A 14,424-nucleotide genomic window follows, 5' to 3' on the forward strand; every position below is an offset into this window, starting at 1 on the left:
GGGCTCAGTGTCGTTATGAGACAGGTAGTTCGCGGTCGTCGACCGCACTGTCGTTGGTCATGGGCCGACGCGACGAAAGGTGATTGCGCGGTTCGAATCGGTTTCCCGATCGTCGACGGCAAATGGGGTAACAGATCCTCCAAGTGCCGTATTTCGATCTGATTTCCCCCGGTCGCACCGGGGACCGCCGATCGGCATCCCGAGGTCAGCGCTCCAGGAACGGCGCCAGCAGGCCCGGCGCGGCCCGGTCCGCCAGGTCCAGGCCGTCCACCTCGCCGACGTCCAGCACCTTGTAGTGCCCCTTGCCCGCGGCCACCGGGACGATCAGCGTCACCAGGCCCGCCCGGCGCTGGAAGAACGAGCGCTCGACGACGATTCCCGTCATCCCGTCGCGCTGGACGACCGCCGTGCCGCGGTCGAGCGAACCCGAACGCGTCACCAGGTAGCGGCCGGTCAGCGCGTGGCCGAGGCCGCGGTAGCGGTCCCAGCCCACCAGCACCGCGAACGGCAGCAGGACCAGTGCCACCTGCCACGGCCAGTCCGGCAGCGCGCCCAGCCACGACAGGCCGTAGAGCGCGGCCGCCAGGACGAGCACGCCGGCGATCGCCCGGGACAGCCGGCGGTAGAGCGCGCGGCGCGGGTGGCGCGTCAGGGGCGTCGCCGTGGGGTCCTCGCCGAGCACCGACGCGACGACCTCGTGGACCCGGGCGACCGGGGCCGGCGGCAGCAGGAGGCCGCCGCCCTTGTCCGCGCCCTTGCCCTCGCGCAGGCCGCCCGCGATGGCGACGCAGCGGGCGCCGCCGGCCAGGCGCAGCGGGAGGGGCTCGCGGACCTCGACGCCGCGCAGGCGGTCCTCCTCGATCGAGACCGAGCGCGTCGTGATCAGGCCGCGCCGGATGTGCAGGGTGCCGGCGGGCTCACGGGTGAGCCGGAAGTTCCAGAACGACAGGATGTACCCGCCGACCGACAGGATCGACACGAGCACCAGCAGCCCGACGGCGGCGAGCACCAGGCTGACCCACGTCGGTGTGTCGGCGAAGTGCCCGACGACCGTCCGGACCAGCGAGAACTGCACCGGGTCGAAGTGCAGCTCGTGCGCGAAGTGGTACACGGTGCCGACCGCGGCGCCCACCACCGCCAGCCCCGACAGCGTGAACGGCGCGTACCGCAGCCAGCGCTTGTCGACGGCCGCGACGAGCTGCTCGGCCGGGGCCGCGGGCTCCTCCGCGGCCGCTTCCGACGCCGTCGGCACGGCCTTGCGGTGCAGCAGCAGCGTCCGCAGCCGCTGGGCTTCGGCGACCGTGACGGCGTCGAGCACCAGCTCGTCCTTGTTCGGCCCCTTGCCGTGGTTGTGCCGCCCGGTGCCGATCCGCGCCGCGGCCAGCGAGAACAGGCGGTGCTTCGGCTCGGAGGTGACGTCGACCGTGCGGATCCGGTCGCGCGGGATGGCCCGCTGCTTGCGCAGCAGCAGCCCGGTGTGCCACTCGACCTGCGACTCGGTGATCCGGTAACGCGAGGTCAGCACGTGCGAGACGCCGGTGAACACGGCGATCGCGGTGAAGGCCAGGCCGATCCACTGCCACGGCTCGCCGTGGCCGAACAGCAGCGCGCCCAGCAGCACCGGCAGCGACTTCGCCAGGTCCAGCACCGGCCGGATGAGCAGCATGCGCCGGTCCAGGTGGTGCCACGGCGCGTCCTGCGTGCCTTCGGCGGGCAGGATCACGACGGCTTCGGTGCTCATGCCGCCTCCGCGGGAAAAAGTACGTCGGCGGTGCTCACGTTGCGTCCCCCCGGATCGCCTGCGTCGTCTTGGTCAGCTCGTCGGCCAGCTCCAGCGCCCGGGTGTGCGTGAGGCCCGAGATGCGCAGCGGGCCCGCCGCGGACGCTGTCGTCACAGTGATCTTCGCCAACCCGAAGAGCTGCTCGAAGGGGTCACGCTCGATGTCGACGGTCTGGATCCGCGAGATCGGCGCGATCCGCCACTGCTGCTTCAGCCAGCCCGCCTGCGTGTAGACGGCTTCGCCGGTGACCTCCCAGCGGTGCACGCGGTAGCGCCACTGCGGCATGACGATCAGGTGCAGCGGGCCGAGCACGCAGGAGACCACGAGCGTCACGCTGAGGAACGCGGGCGCGTCGTCGCTGGTCAGGACGATGAGCGTCTGCACCCCGATCAGCACGATCCAGAGGATCGCGGCGGTCGTCGTCCAGTAGCCGATGGCCCGGGGGCTGACCCGGTGTGCCGGCGGCCGCAGCCGCAGGGCCGTACTCTCGGTGTGTTCGCTCACCGCTTCAGCGTGCCCGATCGGTGGCTTGCGCGCCCACGACAAGTGTCACGATGCCGATCCGGTCCGGCCTCGATCGCATGGCGTTACGATCCCCGGCACAGCCGGTGGAATGGAATCCCCGTCGGGGTGTGTTGTGCTTGAAGGATTCGCATACGTGTCGGAGAGCAGCAGGAGGATCCGGTGGGATTCGATCCCGACGACCTGTACGAGGTGGACTCGGACGTCCCCGACCTGACGGGGGCGGTGTTGCTGCACCACTTCGAAGGGTTCATGGACGCCGGCTCGGCAGGGCGCCTGCTGGCCGAGCACCTGCTGGGCGGTGCCCACCGGGTGGTCGCGCGGTTCGACGTCGACCGCCTCATCGACTACCGGTCGCGGCGCCCGACGATGACCTACGCGGTGGACCACTGGGAGGACTACGACGCGCCGGAACTGGTCGTCCACCTGCTGCACGACGCCGACGAGACGCCGTTCCTGATGCTGTCCGGCCCGGAGCCGGACCACGACTGGGAGCGGTTCTGCGCCGCGGTCCGCAACCTCGTCGAACGCTGGGGCGTCCGGCTCACCGCCGGGTTCCACGGCATCCCGATGGGCGCGCCGCACACCCGACCGCTCGGCGTCACCGCGCACGCCACCCGCCAGGACCTGGTCGGCGAGCACCAGCCGCTGCCGAACCGGATGCAGGTGCCGGGCAGCGCCGCGGCGCTGCTGGAGTACCGGCTCGGCGAGTGGGGGCACGACGCGGTCGGTTTCGCCGCGCACGTGCCCCACTACCTCGCCCAGTCGACCTACCCGGCCGCGTCGCTCAACCTGCTCGACGCGCTGGGCCGCGCGACCGGGCTGAACCTGGAGGTCGGGGAGCTGCGCGAAGCGGCGGACCTCGCCTCCGCCGAGATCGAACGGCAGATCGCCGCGTCCGACGAGAACGCCGCCGACGTCGTCCGCGCGCTGGAGCGGCAGTACGACGCGTTCGTCGAGGCGACCGAGAAGGGCAGCCTGCTCGCGGAGTCCGTCGAGCACATGCCGACCGCCGAAGAGCTCGGGACGCAGTTCGAGCGGTTCCTCGCCGAGCAGAACGGCGGCGACACCCCGGAGCGTTAGGCCACGGCCAGGAGCACCCGCGAGTGCTTCGGCGTCGTCGCCTCGTCGACCAGCGCGAGCGCGAAGTCCGCGTAGGTGAACGACTCCGCCGGGACGAGCGTGGTGACGGCGGTGCGGTAGGAGCCCGTGCCGTCGCCTTCGCCCAACACGACCGGCGGCGGTGCGACGACCAGCCAGTCCAGGGTGCTCTCACGCAGCACGGCCAGCTCGGCCGTGTGCCCCAGCGAGAACTCCCGGTGCTCGGCCGGGAAGCCCGGGGCGTCGTGGACCGCGACACCGGGCGCCGTCTCCAGAGTCGTGCCGATCCCGGCGACGACCAGCCTGCTCACCCCGGCGCGGGTCAGCCCGCCGACGAGGGCGCGAGCGGCGGCTGGAAAGAAGTCGGCCGATGCTGTTCCGGCGGCGTACGCGACGCTGACGACCGCGTCGTGCCCGGCCACCGCCGCCGCGACGCTGTCCGCGTCGGTGACGTCGGCCCCGTCGCGCCGCCCCGCCGCGGTGACCTGGTGGCCTCTCGCCGTCGCTTCGGCGACGACCCGCCGTCCGGCCCGGCCGCCGGCGCCGAACACGATGATCCTGCTCATGGAATCCCCTTCCGTCACCGGGGAAACTAGGCTCGGGGGTGCCGGTTACCGCAACGAAATCGGCGGCGAACTGGGGGTGGGATGACCGCTTACGACAAGATCGGCGTCGGGTACGCCCTGGGCAGGCGGACCGACCCGCGCTGGCTCGCGCCGCTGCTCGACGCGCTGGGGGACGCGCGCACGGTGCTCGACGTCGCTCGGGCACCGGGTCCTACGAGCCGCCCGGGCGGCGGGTCGCGGCGGTGGAGCCGTCCGCGGAGATGATCCGGCAGCGTCCGCCCGGTGCCGCGCCGGTGGTGCGCGCGGTCGCGGAGGCGCTGCCGTTCGCGGCGGGCACGTTCGACGCCGCGCTCGCGGTGCTGACCGTGCACCACTGGCCGGACTGGCGGCGCGGCCTCGCCGAGCTGCGGCGGGTGGCGCGGCGGCAGGTCGTGCTGGCCTACGACACCGCGCGCCACAACGACTTCTGGCTGGTGCGCGAGTACGTGCCGGAGGTGGCGGAGCTGGAGCGGTTCCGCCCGTCGGCGCCGGACGTCGCGGCTGCGCTGGGCGCGGCGAGCGTCGTCCCGCTGCCGGTGCCGTGGGACTTCACCGACGGCGTCTTCCCGGCTCACTGGCGGCGCCCGGAGGCCTACCTCGATCCGGTCGTGCGGCAAGCGTGTTCGGCGCTGGCGCAGACGGCGCCCGGCGCCGTGGCGCGCGGGATGGCCCGGCTGCGCGCGGACCTGGAGTCCGGCCGCTGGCACGAGGAGCACCGGGACCTGCTGGAGCTGCCGGAGTGGGACGCGGGGTTCCGGCTGATCACGTCGTGAATCCGGCATCGGGTACCGTCCCGGGATGAACCAGACGGGAACCCGTTCGTCCGCAACGAAGACCTTGAGGCGCACGCTGGGCCGGGTGTTGTTCCGGGTGGCCTCGAAAGTGCACGACCCGTACACCGATCAGCTGAACCGGATGAGCGCGGAGCTGCGCGAGGAGATCGTCCGCCAGGGTGACCGGCTCCTCGATCGGGTGGTGGAGTTCGAGATCCGCAGCCGCCGCGACATCGTCTACGCCGGCGACCAGGACGCCGCGCTGGAGAGCAACGTCTTCGCCCGCGAGAACCTGGTCGGCGCCCGGCACTTCGGCCGTCCGAAGGAGACGCTCGAGTACGCGCTTTCCCTGGCGCCGCAAGGCGGGATGGCGCTGGAGTTCGGCGTCGCGTCCGGCAACACGCTGCGCACCATCACCCGCGCGCGCAACAGCGAGCAGGTCTACGGCTTCGACTCCTTCGACGGCCTGCCCGAGGCGTGGCTCAACGGCATGCCCGCCGGCGCGTTCGCCCGTGACGACCTGCCGGACGTCCCGGGCGCCGAGCTGGTCGTCGGCCTCTTCGCCGACAGCCTCCCCGGCTTCCTGGAGCAGCACCCCGGGCACGTCGACTTCCTGCACGTGGACGGTGATCTCTACAGCTCCGCGAAGACCGTCCTCGACCTCTGCGGGCCGCGGCTGCGCGCCGGCAGCATCGTGCACTTCGACGAGTTCTTCAACTTCCCCGGCTGGAAGCGGCACGAGTACCGCGCCTGGACGGAGTACGTCGAGCGCACCGGCGTCGAGTTCGAGTACCTGGCCTACACCTACAACGACAACCAGGTGACGGTGAAGATCACGAAGGTGTAGGCGGTCCTTCGGCGATCTCGCGCAGCTCCAGCGTGCCGGCCTCGGCCCACGGGTGCCGCGAAGCGGCTTCGACGGCCGTTTCGCGGTCCTGGCACTCGAGGATCACGTAACCGCCGATCTGCTCCTTGGTCTCGGCGAACGGGCCGTCGGTGAGCAGGACGTCGCCGTCGCGCACCCGCAGCGTCTTCGCCTCGGACGGCGGCCGCAGGCCGGTGCCGGTCTGCCGGATCCCGCGCCGCGCCAGCTCGGCGCCCCATTCGTGGCAGCGCCGGGCCATTTCCGGGCCGGCGGCCTCGTCCGCGGTGTCGTCGCCGCAGAGCAGGAGCAGGTATCGCATGCGGTCAGCATGCCACGCTCAGCCGAAGCAGCCCTCTTCGTTGAGCGGCCCGAACGACGGCAGCAGGAGCCCGCACAGGTAACCGTCGACCCACCGGCCGTTGCCGGTGAGGTTGACGGCCAGGCGGACCAGGGGCGCGAAGCCGCGGATCCCGGCGGCGAGGGCGTCCTGGTTGCGCTGCAGCATCGACGTCAGCTGGTCGAGCTGGGTGAGCAGCGGCCCGAGCCGGCCCTCGTTGTCGGTGATCAGCCCGGAGAGCTCGGTGGCCAGCTGCCGCGAGCCGTCGAGCAGGGACGTGATCGCGTCTTCGCGGCGGCTCACCTCCTCGAGCAGCTGGTTGCCGTCGTCCAGGATCCGCTGCACGGCGGCGTCGCGGTCGACGAGCGTCCGCGAAACCGTCCGGGTGTTGGCCAGCAGCGTCGAGAGCTGGTTGTCGCGGGAGGCGAGCGTGTCCGAAAGCCGGGACAGCCCGGTGAGCGCCGCCCGCACGCTCTCCGGTGTGTTCGCCAGCGTCGCCGACAGCGTGTCGAAGCTCTTCGCCAGCTGCGCGGTGTCGATCCGGTCCACTGTGGACGAAAGCTCGCCGAACGCGGTGAGGACGTCGTACGGGACGGTCGTCCGTGAGCGGGGGATCGGTGTGCCCGGGTCGAGGGTGCCGTCACCCTGCGGGTCGAGCGCCAGGAACTTCTGGCCCAGCACGGTTTTCAGCCGGATCGCTGCGCCCGTCGTGTCGCCCAGCCACGCGCCCTTCGCCTTGAACGACACCAGGACGTGGTCGCCGCGCAGCCGGATGTCCGACACGCGGCCGACCTGCACCCCGGCGATCCGGACGTCGTTGCCCTCGAAGAGTCCCGCGGCTTCGCTGAATTCGGCGGAATACGTGGTCCCGTCGCCGATCACCGGCAGGGACCGGGCGTTCATCGCGGTCACCACGCCCAGCCCCAGCACCGCCAGGCCGACGAGCGCCGTCCTGACCGGGGCGTCGTGGGCCCGGCGTATCGACATGGCGGCAAGGGTGACGTACCTCACGCCGGGCCGCCAGCCGGATCCCCCGAAGAGACGAAGATCGCCGCGTCACGCCGAGGTGAGCACCGGGTATTCGCGGTACTCCAGCGCGTTGGCCGCCCGGTCGGTCATCCGCAGGAAGATTCCGCCGAACAGCCGGGTGCTCAGCATCTTGTACGCGCGGTTGCGGTTGCGGATCTTCGCGGCCGTGCGCGGCGCGAGGAAATTGCCCGAACCCTTGCCGTTCTTCTGCCCGACCGCGGCCGGCTTGCGCAGCCGCTGCTCGTACTTCTCGAACGCCGTCACGTGGTCGCCGCCGGCCGCGGCCAGCTCCCCGGCCAGCACCTGGGCGCCCATCATCGCCAGGCCCGTGCCGGAGCCGCCCGGCCCGGCGCACCACGCGGCGTCGCCGAGCAGCACGACCCGGCCCTTCGACCAGCGGCCGAGGTGGATCTGGCTGATCGAGTCGACGTACAGGTCGGTGGCCGTGGGCAGCGCTTCGAGCAGCTTCGGCGTCTCCCAGCCGGTGTTCGCGAACAGCTGCGCGACCAGCGCCCGCTGCTCGTCGGTGGTGCGGCGGCGGAACTCGACGCCGTCGGCGGCGAAGACCAGCCCGACGTGCAGCCGGTCGGCGTGCCGGTGGCTGCCGACCATCAGGCCGCGGCCGGGCTCGTTGTAGAGCACGCTCGTGTGGTCCAGCCCGAGGTGGTTGGGCGCGGTGAACCCGGCGATGCCGAAGCCGAGGTCACGGCGGAAGTCCGCCTCCGGCCCGAACGCCGCGGCCCGCACGCCCGAGTGCACGCCGTCCGCGCCGACGACCAGGTCGAACCGCCGCGGCGCCCCGCGGGAGAAGGTGACGTCGACGCCGCCGGCGGTCTCGGTCAGGCTCGTGACGCGGTCGCCGAAAACGTACTCGGTGTAGTCCTTGGTGTGGTCGTAAAGGATCCGCGCGAGGTCGCCGCGCAGGATCTCGACCTCCCCGCTCCAGGCGGCGCCGGCCACGGTCAGCTGCGGCTTCGCGTCCAGGCCGAGCACGGTCTGGTCGCCCATCGCCGTCTCGTACTTTCGGACGTCGCCGAGGATGCCCATCGCGGTCAGCAGCTTCACCTGCTCACCCCGGAAGTCGACGGCCTGGCCGCCGGGCCGCAGCTCCGGCGCGGTCTCGACGACGGTCACGCGGTAGCCGTGACGGTGCAGCCAGAAGGCCGCGGACGGGCCGGCGATGCTGGCCCCGGACACGAGCACGGTCTTGGCGGTCATCGGAGGTTCCTCTCGGTCGGTGGTGATGACCGAAGACTGCCGGGGGCCGCTGACGGGTCCCGCACCGTTCACTGACGGTGGCGCCACTCGCTGGGCAGCACGCCGTAAGCCGCGCGGAACCGGCGCGTGAAGTGGGTCGGGTCCTTGAAACCCCAGCGGCGGGCGACCGCGGCGATCGGGAGCTGGGCGTGCCGCGGGTCGGCCAGGTCGGTGCGGGCGCCCGCCAGCCGGGCCGTGATGATCCACTGCTCGAGGCGGACGCCCGCGGCCGCGCAGGCGCGGTAGAGCTGGCGCGGTGACACCGAGAGCGCGGCGGCGATCGACGCGGCGGACAGGCCGGGGTCGCCGAGGTGGTGCCGCACGTGGGTCCGCACCTGGGCGAGCAGCGCCGGCTCCTCGCCCGCCGCGCTCACCAGCAGCGCCCGGACCAGGTCGACGCAGACGCGGCCCAGCGCGTCCGCCGAGGGCGTCGCGCTGAGGGTGCCGGCGTCGCGGGCCAGGTCCTGGACGTGGTGCGCGACCAGCCGGTGGAGCGGGCTCGCCGCCAGCCGGGGTCCGGCCCGGCGCACGGTCGCGGCGGGCAGGCCCAGCTCGTCGGGCGGGACGTGCAGCGTCCGCGAGCCGCCGGGGCCCACCCAGACGAACGTGACCGGCCGGGGGGTGGCGATCAGGCTCAGCTCGCCGGGATCCGCCCCGCGCGGCAGGGGGATTCCGGCCGGTTCGACGCGGGACAGCGTCAGCGGCCCGAACGACCACCAAGCGAGCTGCGGGTGCTTCGTGTCCGGAACCACGGCCATGCCGTCAGTCAACCCGACCGCGGGCCCCTTCGACAGCGCCGGACCTCGCAATCGCGTGGCGCGGACGGCCGAGGGCCGGGCACCGAGAGCCGATCCGGCGCGCGCCGGGCGCTCATAGGCTCGGTTCTCCGGCAGAAAAGAGGTCGTGATGCCTTACGCCAGCACTTCCGATGGTGCCGAGATCTTCTACAAGGACTGGGGTTCCGGGCCGCCGGTGGTGTTCAGCCACGGCTGGCCGCTGAACGCCGACGCCTGGGACCCGCAGCTGAACCTGGTGGCGTCGCACGGTTTCCGGGCGATCGCGCACGACCGGCGCGGCCACGGCCGGTCCAGCCAGACGTGGACCGGCAACGACATGGACACCTACGCCGACGACCTCGCCGCGGTCGTCGAGTCGCTGGACCTGACCGGCGTCGTGCTCGTCGGGCACTCCACCGGCGGCGGTGAGGTGACGCGCTACCTCGCCCGGCACGGCACCGGCCGCGTCCGCAAGGCCGTGCTGCTGAGCGCGGTGCCGCCGCTGATGCTGCAGACCCCGGCCAACCCGGGCGGCCTGCCGCTGGACGCGTTCGACGGCATCCGCGCCGGCGTCGCGGCCGACCGGTCGCAGTTCTACCAGGACCTGTCCGCGCAGTTCTACGGCGCCAACCGGCCGGGTTCGACGGTCTCGCAGGGCCTGCGCGACCAGTTCTGGCGCCTCAGCATGCAGGTCGGCTACAAGGCGGCCTACGACTGCATCGCGCAGTTCTCCGAGCAGGACTTCACCGACGACCTCGGCAAGATCGAGATCCCGGTGCTGGTGGTGCACGGCGACGACGACCAGATCGTCCCGATCGGCGCGGCGGGCCGTCGCAGCGCCGAGATCCTGCCGAACGCCACCCTCGTCGTCCACGAGGGCGCGCCGCACGGCCTGTGCGGCGACCACGAAATCCGGTTCAACGCCGAGCTGCTCGAATTCATCCGGGAGTGACCATGACCGTCCCCGCACCCACCGCCCAGGAACTGGCCGAGGTCGAGCGGGCCAACAGCTCCGGCAAGCAGCCGGTGGTCTTCGTCCACGGCCTCTGGCTGCTCGACACCAGCTGGGACCGCTGGGCCGAGTTCTTCGAGGCCGCCGGCTACGCCGCGGTCACACCGGGCTGGCCCGACGACCCGGCCACCGTCGAGGAGGCCAGGGCGAACCCGGACGTCTTCGCCAACAAGAGCGTCGGCGACGTCGCGGCGTACCAGCAGGCGATCGTGGAGAAGCTGGACCGCAAGCCGGCGATCATCGGGCACTCCTTCGGCGGGCTGCTCGTCCAGATGCTCGCCGGGCGCGGGCTGTCGGCCGCGACCGTCGCGATCGACCCGGCGCCCTCGCGCGGCGTGCTGCCGCTGCCGGCCAGCGCGCTCAAGGCGTCTTCGGCGGTGCTGACCAACCCGGCCAACCGGCACCGGGCGGTGGCTTTGACCTTCGAGCAGTTCAAGTACGGCTTCGCCAACGCCGTCAGCGACGAGGAGGCGCACGAGCTGTACGAGAAGTTCCACGTCGCCGGCTCGGGCGTGCCGATCTTCCAGGCCGCGTTCGCCAACATCAACCCGCGCACCGAGGTCAAGGCCGACAACCTGCACCCCGGCCGCGGGCCGATGCTCGTCATCTCCGGCGAGTACGACCACCAGGTGCCGCACGCGATCGCGCACGCCACCTACGAGCGGCAGCGGAAGAACCCGGGGGTCACGGAGTTCGCCGAGCTCCCCGGCCGCGGTCACTCACTGACGATCGACAGCGGCTGGCGGGAAGTGGCGGCCACCGCGCTCGACTTCGTCGGCCGGTTCGTCAAGTAACCGCTGGTCACGCCGGTATGCCACCGGTTGGCCGGTGATGTCTGGTTCAAGTGGCTAGCATGGCGCGGTGGACCGTTCCGCCGCAGGCCGGATCCAGCAGGACGACGACGCCGTCGAGGCACGCATTCTGGACGCCGCCGCGCACGTCATCGCCGAAGAAGGCTTCGGCCGGATGAAGCTCGGCGGCGTCTGCGCCCGGTCCGGTTACGCGAAAACCGTGATCTACCAGCACTTCGGTGACAAGGACGGCCTCGGGCAGCGGCTCGTGGAGCACGCCGTCGAGGAGTTCACCGACGCCTACAGCGAAGCGGTGGCGGCCCGGACCGGGTCCGCCACCGCGACGCCGATGGACATGCTGCGGGCGCTGCTGGACATCATCTTCGAGCTGATCCGGACGATGCCGACGCTCAACCACGCCTTCCTGGCGCTCTGGGGCGACGCGTCCGCGGAGAGCTCGGCCATGCGCGGCGCCCTGACCGAGGCGGACCGCCGGTTCCGCTTCGCCATCGCCCAGACCGTCGCCAGCGGGGTCGCGGACGGCTCCATCACCGGCGTCCGCGACGCCGACGGCTACGCGTCCGCGCTGCTCGCGCAGCTGCGGGGCATCTCCATGCAGGCCCTGATCGACCCGGACGGCATCGACCTGGGCGCGGTGCGCGCCGAGCTGGAGCGCGGGGTCGACCGGTTGTCCGCCGGGTTCCGCGGCTCGCTACAGGCCGAAGGCGATTGACCGCAGCACCAGCACGGCGACGAACACCAGCGTGAAGGCGAGATCGAGGGAGATCCCGCCGAGCCGCACCGGCCGCACCACGCGCCGCACCGGCCCGATGACCGGCTCGGTCGCCGCGTAGGCCAGCCCGCGGGCCCGCCGCGTCCACGGCGGACTGTCGGCCAGCATGCCGACCCAGTCCAGCACCATCCGCGCGATCAGCACGAGCATGTACAGCGTCAGCGCGAACCCCAGCAACGTTCCCAGCGCACCCATCGGTCCTCCTCTGGCTACCTGGAGAACGGCCAGGCGTGCCGGAGAGTGCCGGGTGTGTCCGTTTCACAGCTTTTCGACAGGAACCCGGCCAGTCAATCAAGTAGATGATTGACATAGTGATGTGAACTATTGATTATGGAGGGTGTCCCGCTCCAGCAGACGAAGGTGGTTCCACCATGACCGGACCGCACGACCACGAGACCTCGGTGCTCGTCGCAGGCGGCGGCATCACGGGCTTGTCAGCGGCCTTTTTCCTGGCGCGGCAAGGAGTCGGGGTGACGCTCGTCGAGCGGCACCCGTCGACGGCGATCATGCCGCAGGCGCGGGCGTTCAACGCCCGGTCGCTCGAGATCTTCCGGACCTTCGGGCTCGAGGAGGAGATCCTCGAGCGCCAGTCGATCCTGGCCGGCCTGCCGGAGATGATCGGTGCGGACACCCTGGCCGGTGCCGAGCGCTTCCGCGTCGACATGCTCGCCCGGGTCCGGCCCGGCGGGATCAGCCCGGCCGGCTGGGCGATGATCGACCAGGACGAGCTGGAGCGCGTGGTGCGCGCCCACGCCGAGGACGCCGGCGCCGAAGTGCGCTTCGCCACCGAGCTGGTGTCGTTCGAGAACGCCGGCGAGGGCGTCACGGCCACGGTCCGGGACCTCGGCACCGGGACCGAATCCCGGATCCGCGCCGGCTACCTGATCGCCGCGGACGGCAATCGCGCGGGCGTCCGGCACCGGCTCGGCGTCGAAGCGGACGGCCCCGGCGTCCTGGGCCACGCCGCGCACTTCCTCTTCGACGCCGACCTCGACGGCGTGCTGCGGGACCGCCGCTTCCTGCTCGCCTACTTCGACCGGCCGAGGACCGGCACGGTGCTCTGCCCGCTGGGCCGGCCCGGGCGGTGGATGCTGGGGGTGCCGTTCCAGGCCGGCGAAAGCCTCGACGACTTCACCGAGGAGCGCTGCGCCGAGCTGGCCCGCGCCGCGGCCGGCATCCCGGACCTCGAGCTCACCCTGGTGCCGCCGGTGCCCGGGTGGAGCCGGCTGCCGGTGGACGTCCGGATCGGCGCGATGGTCGCCCGGAGCTACCGCGCCGGCCGGGTGTTCTTCGCGGGCGATTGCGCGCACGTGGTGCCGCCGACCGGGTCGTTCGGCGCGAGCACCGGCATCGCGGACGCGCACAACCTGGCCTGGAAGCTCGCCGCCGTGCTCCACGGGCAGGCCGGGCCGGGCCTGCTGGACACCTACGAGGCCGAGCGCCGCCCGGTCGCGCGGGCCACGATGGACACCGCGCTGCGGATCCTCGACGCCCGCCACGCCGGCGAAGGCGAAGACGCGACGCGGATCGACGAGGTGACCATGGCCCACGGCTACCGGTACCGGTCCGCGGCCGTGTGCACCGAACCGGGGACGCCGGACTCGCCGGTGGAGGACCCGCGGACCCCCACCGGCCGGCCCGGGCTGCGGGCACCGCACGTGTGGCTGGAGCGGGACGGGCGTCGAGTGTCTACTTTGGACCTCGGCGCCGGTTCCTTCACGGTGCTGGCCGGCGCCGAGGGTGCGTCCTGGGTCGCCGCGGCGGCGACCGTGGCGCCGGAGCTCGGCATCGACCTCCACGCCTGGCGCATGGGCGACGACGTCCAGGACCCGGAGAAGCGGTTCCCGGAGGCCTACGGGATCAGCGCCACCGGCGCGTCCCTCGTGCGGCCGGACGGGTTCGTCGCCTGGCGCGCCGTCGAAACCGCCGCGCGGCCGGAGCGGGAGCTGAGCCGGGTGCTGCGGGAAGTTCTCGCCCTCGTTCCGGGAAGCGGCGTCGCGAACAACCACCTGCGTGGTCAAGTCAATTCACCGGGTACTTGATCTCGTTCAGGAAGCTGGTGACACCGTCAGGCGCGGGTATCATTGCGCCGTGCCTCAGCCCAAGCCGCGCCGCTCGCCCAAACCACAGGAACGCCAACGGGATCCGGAACGCACCCGGCGGCTCATCGTGGACGCGGCCGTCGCGGAGTTCGCCGAATACGGCTACGCGGGCGCCCGCACGAGCGCGATCGCGGCCAGGGCCGGAGTCAACCAGCAGCTGATCTCGTACTACTTCGACGGCAAGAAGGGCCTGTACCAGGCGATCTCGGAACGCTGGCGGGAGCGGGAAAAGGAACTCCTGCCCGAGAAGGGAACGCTGGCCGACGAGATCAGGCTGTACGCGCTCGAAGCGCTGAAGGATCCCGAAGGGGTCCGGCTGATGGCCTGGGGCGGCCTCGAGTACTCCGGGCCGGAGAGCGACCTCGACCACGCGCCCCGGGCGGAGCGCCTGCAGCACACCGTTGACCGGCTCCGCGGCCTCCAAGCCGCGGGCAAGCTGGCCCCCGAGGTGGACCCGGCCTGCCTGACGATCACGCTGATGGCCGCGGCGATGGCGACCACCACGCTCCCGCACGTCATCGAGGGCCTGTGTGGAGCCGACCCCCGCTCGCCCGAGTTCATCGAGCACTACGCCGAGCAGGTCGGCGTCCTGGCCCGGCTTCTCGGGCTCGACGACGGCCCGGAGGACTGAACGCCGGATCCACTCGTGACCGTCCGATGTGGATGATCGACCGCCGGGG

The 14,424-nt window shown here is 72.2% G+C and carries 15 protein-coding genes and 1 pseudogene; 8 read left to right on the plus strand and 8 right to left on the minus strand.

Annotated elements, in window-relative coordinates:
* Positions 1-205: 205 nt before the first annotated feature.
* Together ACGFMK_RS05995 and ACGFMK_RS06000 are read right to left on the minus strand one after the other, a co-directional pair.
* Positions 206-1,741 (minus strand): PH domain-containing protein, encoded by a 1,536-nt coding sequence (locus tag ACGFMK_RS05995; protein ID WP_392758835.1) that lies wholly within the window; start codon positions 1,739-1,741, stop codon positions 206-208.
* Between the two features lie 34 nt (positions 1,742-1,775).
* Entirely contained in the window at positions 1,776-2,327 is a 552-nt protein-coding gene (locus ACGFMK_RS06000; RefSeq protein ID WP_392758836.1) for a PH domain-containing protein, read from the minus strand.
* Between the two features lie 138 nt (positions 2,328-2,465).
* On the opposite strand from ACGFMK_RS06000, the gene ACGFMK_RS06005 reads away from it, so the two are divergent.
* A complete protein-coding gene (locus ACGFMK_RS06005) occupies positions 2,466-3,386 on the plus strand; it encodes a proteasome assembly chaperone family protein (protein WP_392758838.1) in 921 nt (306 codons plus the stop codon).
* Here the strand turns inward: ACGFMK_RS06005 and ACGFMK_RS06010 are convergent.
* Positions 3,383-3,970 carry an NAD(P)-dependent oxidoreductase gene (locus tag ACGFMK_RS06010; protein ID WP_392758839.1) on the minus strand — a complete coding sequence of 196 codons (588 nt, stop codon included), beginning with the start codon at positions 3,968-3,970 and terminating at the stop codon, positions 3,383-3,385. The genes ACGFMK_RS06005 and ACGFMK_RS06010 overlap by 4 nt on opposite strands.
* 81 nt (positions 3,971-4,051) lie before the next feature.
* Between ACGFMK_RS06010 and ACGFMK_RS06015 the strand changes: the two are divergent.
* Positions 4,052-4,782 (plus strand): annotated as a pseudogene (locus tag ACGFMK_RS06015) (class I SAM-dependent methyltransferase).
* A 25-nt stretch (positions 4,783-4,807) separates the two neighbouring features.
* Positions 4,808-5,629, plus strand: a complete 822-nt coding sequence (locus ACGFMK_RS06020; RefSeq protein WP_392758841.1) for a class I SAM-dependent methyltransferase — start codon at positions 4,808-4,810, stop codon at positions 5,627-5,629.
* On the opposite strand, the gene ACGFMK_RS06025 is transcribed toward ACGFMK_RS06020, so the two are convergent.
* The 4 genes from ACGFMK_RS06025 to ACGFMK_RS06040 form a co-directional block, all read right to left on the minus strand.
* A complete protein-coding gene (locus tag ACGFMK_RS06025) occupies positions 5,616-5,966 on the minus strand; it encodes a YciI family protein (RefSeq protein WP_392758842.1) in 351 nt (116 codons plus the stop codon). The two genes, ACGFMK_RS06020 and ACGFMK_RS06025, sit on opposite strands and share 14 nt — an antisense overlap.
* An 18-nt stretch (positions 5,967-5,984) precedes the next feature.
* The gene (locus ACGFMK_RS06030) at positions 5,985-6,971 is read right to left on the minus strand and encodes an MCE family protein (RefSeq protein WP_392758844.1); all 987 of its coding nucleotides are present in this window, start codon (positions 6,969-6,971) and stop codon (positions 5,985-5,987) included.
* 69 nt (positions 6,972-7,040) lie between these two features.
* Positions 7,041-8,231, minus strand: a complete 1,191-nt coding sequence (locus ACGFMK_RS06035) for an FAD-dependent monooxygenase (protein ID WP_392758845.1) — start codon at positions 8,229-8,231, stop codon at positions 7,041-7,043.
* Positions 8,232-8,299: 68 nt separating this feature from the next.
* Positions 8,300-9,028: a helix-turn-helix domain-containing protein gene (locus ACGFMK_RS06040; protein WP_392758847.1), complete on the minus strand. Its 729-nt coding sequence runs from the start codon at positions 9,026-9,028 to the stop codon at positions 8,300-8,302.
* Between the two features lie 148 nt (positions 9,029-9,176).
* Between ACGFMK_RS06040 and ACGFMK_RS06045 the strand changes: the two genes are divergently transcribed.
* The 3 genes from ACGFMK_RS06045 (at position 9,177) to ACGFMK_RS06055 (ending at position 11,582) form a co-directional block, all read left to right on the plus strand.
* Positions 9,177-9,998, plus strand: coding sequence for an alpha/beta fold hydrolase (locus tag ACGFMK_RS06045; protein ID WP_392758848.1), 822 nt, complete (start codon positions 9,177-9,179; stop codon positions 9,996-9,998).
* Between the two features lie 2 nt (positions 9,999-10,000).
* Positions 10,001-10,852 carry an alpha/beta hydrolase gene (locus tag ACGFMK_RS06050; protein ID WP_392758850.1) on the plus strand — a complete coding sequence of 284 codons (852 nt, stop codon included), beginning with the start codon at positions 10,001-10,003 and terminating at the stop codon, positions 10,850-10,852.
* Positions 10,853-10,919: 67 nt separating this feature from the next.
* Complete coding sequence (locus ACGFMK_RS06055) at positions 10,920-11,582, plus strand: TetR/AcrR family transcriptional regulator (RefSeq protein ID WP_392758851.1); 663 nt, start codon at positions 10,920-10,922, stop codon at positions 11,580-11,582.
* On the opposite strand, the gene ACGFMK_RS06060 is transcribed toward ACGFMK_RS06055, so the two are convergent.
* Positions 11,562-11,837, minus strand: coding sequence for a YggT family protein (locus ACGFMK_RS06060; protein ID WP_392758853.1), 276 nt, complete (start codon positions 11,835-11,837; stop codon positions 11,562-11,564). The two genes, ACGFMK_RS06055 and ACGFMK_RS06060, sit on opposite strands and share 21 nt — an antisense overlap.
* 176 nt (positions 11,838-12,013) lie before the next feature.
* On the opposite strand from ACGFMK_RS06060, the gene ACGFMK_RS06065 reads away from it, so the two are divergent.
* Together ACGFMK_RS06065 and ACGFMK_RS06070 are read left to right on the plus strand one after the other, a co-directional pair.
* Positions 12,014-13,684, plus strand: a complete 1,671-nt coding sequence (locus tag ACGFMK_RS06065; protein WP_392758855.1) for an FAD-dependent oxidoreductase — start codon at positions 12,014-12,016, stop codon at positions 13,682-13,684.
* 49 nt (positions 13,685-13,733) lie between these two features.
* On the plus strand, positions 13,734-14,375 hold the full coding sequence (locus ACGFMK_RS06070; RefSeq protein ID WP_392758857.1) for a TetR/AcrR family transcriptional regulator: 642 nt from the start codon (positions 13,734-13,736) through the stop codon (positions 14,373-14,375).
* Positions 14,376-14,424: the final 49 nt, after the last annotated feature.

This window comes from Amycolatopsis sp. NPDC049252 (assembly GCF_043197175.1).
Classification (GTDB): Bacteria; Actinomycetota; Actinomycetes; order Mycobacteriales; family Pseudonocardiaceae; genus Amycolatopsis.

Coding starts and splice junctions, on each gene's coding strand:
- ACGFMK_RS05995 (WP_392758835.1), bottom strand. CDS start 1,741: ATGAGCACCGAAGCCGTCGTGATCCTGCCCGCCGAAGGCACGCAGGAC.
- ACGFMK_RS06010 (WP_392758839.1), bottom strand. CDS start 3,970: ATGAGCAGGATCATCGTGTTCGGCGCCGGCGGCCGGGCCGGACGGCGG.
- ACGFMK_RS06020 (WP_392758841.1), top strand. CDS start 4,808: ATGAACCAGACGGGAACCCGTTCGTCCGCAACGAAGACCTTGAGGCGC.
- ACGFMK_RS06025 (WP_392758842.1), bottom strand. CDS start 5,966: ATGCGATACCTGCTCCTGCTCTGCGGCGACGACACCGCGGACGAGGCC.
- ACGFMK_RS06030 (WP_392758844.1), bottom strand. CDS start 6,971: ATGTCGATACGCCGGGCCCACGACGCCCCGGTCAGGACGGCGCTCGTC.
- ACGFMK_RS06035 (WP_392758845.1), bottom strand. CDS start 8,231: ATGACCGCCAAGACCGTGCTCGTGTCCGGGGCCAGCATCGCCGGCCCG.
- ACGFMK_RS06040 (WP_392758847.1), bottom strand. CDS start 9,028: ATGGCCGTGGTTCCGGACACGAAGCACCCGCAGCTCGCTTGGTGGTCG.
- ACGFMK_RS06045 (WP_392758848.1), top strand. CDS start 9,177: ATGCCTTACGCCAGCACTTCCGATGGTGCCGAGATCTTCTACAAGGAC.
- ACGFMK_RS06050 (WP_392758850.1), top strand. CDS start 10,001: ATGACCGTCCCCGCACCCACCGCCCAGGAACTGGCCGAGGTCGAGCGG.
- ACGFMK_RS06060 (WP_392758853.1), bottom strand. CDS start 11,837: ATGGGTGCGCTGGGAACGTTGCTGGGGTTCGCGCTGACGCTGTACATG.
- ACGFMK_RS06065 (WP_392758855.1), top strand. CDS start 12,014: ATGACCGGACCGCACGACCACGAGACCTCGGTGCTCGTCGCAGGCGGC.